The sequence below is a fragment of the Flavobacterium sp. HTF genome, from assembly GCF_003105115.1.
Lineage (GTDB): Bacteria > Bacteroidota > Bacteroidia > Flavobacteriales > Flavobacteriaceae > Flavobacterium.
Genome location: NZ_QETH01000161.1, coordinates 1 through 4,468, shown reverse-complemented (window position 1 = coordinate 4,468; position 4,468 = coordinate 1). Strand labels below are relative to the sequence as shown.

3 protein-coding genes are annotated in these 4,468 nt (G+C 30.3%); 1 reads left to right on the top strand and 2 read right to left on the bottom strand.

Annotated features, from left to right (window positions below):
* Nucleotides 1-494: 494 nt before the first annotated feature.
* On the bottom strand, nt 495-677 hold the full coding sequence (locus DCO46_RS22295) for a type II toxin-antitoxin system HicA family toxin (RefSeq protein WP_116754661.1): 183 nt from the start codon (nt 675-677) through the stop codon (nt 495-497).
* A gap of 221 nt (nt 678-898) precedes the next feature.
* On the opposite strand from DCO46_RS22295, the gene DCO46_RS22290 reads away from it, so the two are divergent.
* Entirely contained in the window at nt 899-1,213 is a 315-nt protein-coding gene (locus tag DCO46_RS22290) for a DUF3892 domain-containing protein (protein ID WP_116754660.1), read from the top strand.
* Between the two features lie 512 nt (nt 1,214-1,725).
* Here DCO46_RS22290 and DCO46_RS22285 read toward each other — a convergent pair.
* On the bottom strand, nt 1,726-4,269 hold the full coding sequence (locus DCO46_RS22285; protein ID WP_165829083.1) for a WG repeat-containing protein: 2,544 nt from the start codon (nt 4,267-4,269) through the stop codon (nt 1,726-1,728).
* Nucleotides 4,270-4,468 lie beyond the last annotated feature (199 nt).

Genomic DNA, 4,468 nt, shown 5'->3' with positions numbered 1-4,468 from the left:
ACCACCGATGATTACACTCCTTTCCTCTACGCCCCCGTTTCCAACCTTTAATTAATTGTACCTCCTTCGGCTTCTACTTATTCACCCAGTACATTTTTTGGTTGTCCCCAATAAGCATTCTTCGCATAATTTTTCAATCTTTATTTTGATTGCCTTATTAAAATTTTTTATTGGTTTTTTTTTTTATTAATTTATAATTTTTAATTTCCTATTTAAGTTTTTGGAGTTTTAAATTTACTTGTTCTTCCAAGTTTTTTAATTTTAGTGGTTAATAATTTTACAATTTGTTTTTCGAATATTTATTCGAGTATTTTAAAACCTGAATATTCTAACACTTTATGCGGTTTGTTATTATATACAAGTCCTATCCCAAGTTAAATTTAACTCGAGGTGTTGATTTAATTTTTACTTCTTCCTTTTATTATAAAAATTATTTTATTTGATTTAGTTTATGGTTTTCCGTATTTAATGATCCCCACAAGTCGGAGACTGAATTAATTCAGTCCCGCTTGCTTTAAAATGCTGTTTTCCGTGCCTTTCGGAATATCCTTTCTCGGATGAGGCAACACAACTATTCCTTTTTTCTCCGGGTGTTTAAAAATATGGTGGCTTCCTTTTGTTCTATCGAGTTCCCATCCGTCAGCTTTTAGTATCTTAAACAAATCATCACTACTCATACCCCAAACTGTATTTTAATTTTATAAAGCAAATATATAACATTTTTGACATATATATCAAAAATGTTATACAAATTATTAAATAATTAACATAAGAAAAAAATGATCTTATTTACTAATATTATTTTCCTCCAAAGAAAAATATTGCAATTACGGTTTTCCGTAAATTATATTTTTTTACACGACTTAAATTTGATTATAAATTATTAAATTAAAAAACTATGGGACAATTTAGAATTTCTGGGATATGGAAAGACTCCAACAATGTTATAACACATTACGCTTTTCATACTGTAGGCGAAAGCTCAACTTCTAGAGCAATAAAAAAAACTAAATCAGAAGCAATTTCAATATTAGAAACTAATAACAACACTGCCACCACTTGGATATGGAATTACAGTCAATGTTCTTGGAATGTTGGAGAAAAAGTTCTAGTCGTTAATGGGGCTAATGGAAAATATTTGCGATCAAATCCAGACAATAGACTAACTGACAACTTAGGTCACTTAATCGATTTTGATTGGATTCACCCGTAATTTACAAAAACACAAAATCAAGTATGTAATTTAAACATATAAATTGCGTAATAATCGAAAGTAATCTGGTTAGATATTTGAATGCTTCCCGCTACTAAGAAAAGCTTAAGAGAAATCTGGAGCTTTTTTTTGTTTTGGACACTTTCGTTCATGAGGTGACATTCTCGCTAGCAGTGAAAAGATTTAAAAGCAAAATTCCATTCTTTCAAATGGATAAATATTTAGATACAATATCTTACAAAAAGAATATTTACGGGATATTTTTTTATCTTGGAAATTCAGTTTTTTTAATCCGAATGGCTTTATCTTTGAACTTCGGAAAACTAAATCTCATTTATGGAACAGAAAATACATCAGGGAAGAAACGTAAAGCGTTTTAGAGAAATGCTTAAATTATGAAAAAATGCGCAAAATCAGAGATATTTGCGCATTTTTTAATGACTATTAGAGAGCGAAAAAAATTCAGGTTTTATAAATTTCCCTAAGACGCAACTTCTTTAAAAGAAATACTTTTAACGATTTTCAAATGAACGTGTCATGAAATAAGTACTAATCCAAAAACCGTTTACCTTTATTGCATTTCGTAAAACTTTTTCCATAAAACGAGTATCACCAAAGGCATGATCTCTGGTTCTCACATTGGTTACGTAACCTTCTTTTTCCCAAGTATAATCAGCAAAATCTGTTAGTGAGCTATGGTTATAACCAAAACCGGACTTGTTGTTCCAGCGTGAATTTTTAAATTCTAACAAGTCATTATAGTATTTTTCTTTGATATATTTTATATCTGTAAATTCCAGGGATGTCTTGTTAAATAAATTCTCTTTGAAAAAATACAAAAGATGATCAGATGGTGCTATTTTATTTGCAAAATCTTTTAAAAGTGTATCATCCGGACTATCAAGGGCTTTAATTAATGCTTGTTTTAAATCATCAAAAGTAACATAACCCTCATGTGGAGTCATGGCGATTTCGGTCGAAAGAAATTTTCCTTTTTCATTTACAACTTTCATTTTATTATTATAAAATGTTAATGCTTTCAACACCGTTCCGCGACCATCCTGCTGTTCGAAATTAGCAACCTGATCAAACGGACCTTTGTTTAACACTTCATTTTTCGAATTTATAATCTGATAATCTTTTCCTTTTTTAGCTTTAAAAAGTCCATTTTCTGAAATTCTCTGTAAATCATCATAAACAAAAGGAATCTGTACTTGGTTTTTCAAACTTACCGTTCCAAACTTTTTTTCTTTTTTTACTACAACGCTGTACGAAATATCACTTAAGTCATTATAGTTGGACTGTATTAAGCTTACGTCGATAAAATCGTATTGAAATGGAATTATTTCTTGATTTTTAGCATTAATAAGTCCGTATTTTTTTCCTTTTTTAACGCTGTAATAAATGTTTTTTTCGCTTTGAAAACGCTGAATAATCTGATCATAAGCCATTGGTACGTCTAACACTTCTGTTATTTCGTTCAGCAATCCGCATTTGCCATTTTTTCCTTTTACAAACAACAAAGATTTTCCTCTTACATCAAGAGGATTAAGCAATTTTTCCTGATCTAAAACATAACCATAGTCGCTAATATTTTGAGGAAAAATAAGCTCTGATTTCTGATTTAAAAAATTATACGAATTATCATCTTTTCTTAAAACAGTTATTTTACTGTCCTGCGTTTCACTATTCGTAATCCAATTGTATTCTGCAGGAACAATTAGCTTTCCCGTTTTACTGTAAAGTCCAAACTTTCGATTTGGCTCAGGTGTAACCACTTTAAAAAAGCCATTTTCCTCTCCTATCCATTCGAAATTTACAGGAATGATTGTTTCGTTCTTAAGATTAATAACTCCTACTTTTTCGCCTAATTTGACCTTTATGAAATGATCCATACCACTTTCATAAAATGAGTCAACATCGTCATACAATGGAGGAATGATTACTTTACCGGTCTTGTCTGTAAATCCTTTTTTCTTGTCTTTAGTGATTTTTAGACCAAAACTATATTGGGCAATAAATTCCGGGTCATATTCAAACGGAATAATTTGTTCTCCTTTCATATTAAACGCACCACCTTTTCTGTTTTTATCAGCCATAACATATCCAGTGCCATCAGCATAAACACGATCAAATTCGATTTCGGTTTTTTTGCCCGAATCCATAAAGTAAATTCCATACAGATTATTCTTTTTTACCGTATAGTATCTTTTCATTTCAACACTATTTATAGCATCATTATCTGCCGGATAGATAATAGTAGAATTAAGGTCTGCTAATCCCACTTTTCCAGCTTTTTGAATAGTCATTAAATTAACCGTTTTACTCAGCTTTGAATATTCAAAAGCAAAAGGATTAATTTTTTTAACTTTTTTAGATTTGTTAAAATTATTGTATCCCTCAGCAACTGGAACGTAAATACTATCATATTCAAAAGGAATTATAGTTTGATCCTTGATGACCCCAAATTTTCCGTTTACTTTCAATATGGTTAGATTAGCGTATACTTCTGCATAATCAATTTTTTGAGGGAAAGTTTTTTCATCTTTATTGAATATCAGGGATACATTTCCATCTTTATTTTCTACAAACGATACCGGATTCTGAGTGCCGGTATAAAGAACTTTATCGTACTTTATAGAAAGAATTGGTTTTCCGTCTGGAGTTATGCTTCCGTACTTTCCTTTTTTCTTAACAATAAAAACATTGCTTTGCGAAATACTACCAATACTGTCAAATTCAATTTTTCCGATAATTACACCTTTTCTATCCGCAATACCATATAGGCCATCTTTTTTTATAATAAAATTATTGTACGCAAACTGAATTATATCATAAATCGTTTTTTGCCTGACATTTTCCGGATAAACAAAACCATACTTTCCATCTTGCTGATAATAGCCCGCGTTATAATCTTTATCTGTTCCATTGCCTTCTTCTATGGTTAGCATATCTCCTGTATCTCCAGATATTCTTGCTCGATTATTTGCATTAGGAACCTGCGCTATTGCATTAATTCCAAGTAAAAAAAGAATAATGGGTAAAATTGATTTCATATAAATTGACGGATTTATTAATTGTAACACATGAAGGTCTTTTTGATTCTGCATATCCAATTAGCAAGGAAATTGAAATATTTGAATGTTGGCGAAGATATAAATTAGCTTTCAGGTTTTAGTATTATACTTTTGTTATTTTAGATATTTCGATACTTCTCGCTACTAAAAAAGCTTTAGAGAAATCTGGAGCTTTTTT

What these genes read in the sequence shown, in the direction of transcription:
- DCO46_RS22285 (WP_165829083.1), bottom strand. Translation starts at nt 4,269, where the DNA reads ATGAAATCAATTTTACCCATTATTCTTTTTTTACTTGGAATTAATGCA.
- DCO46_RS22295 (WP_116754661.1), bottom strand. Translation starts at nt 677, where the DNA reads ATGAGTAGTGATGATTTGTTTAAGATACTAAAAGCTGACGGATGGGAA.
- DCO46_RS22290 (WP_116754660.1), top strand. Translation starts at nt 899, where the DNA reads ATGGGACAATTTAGAATTTCTGGGATATGGAAAGACTCCAACAATGTT.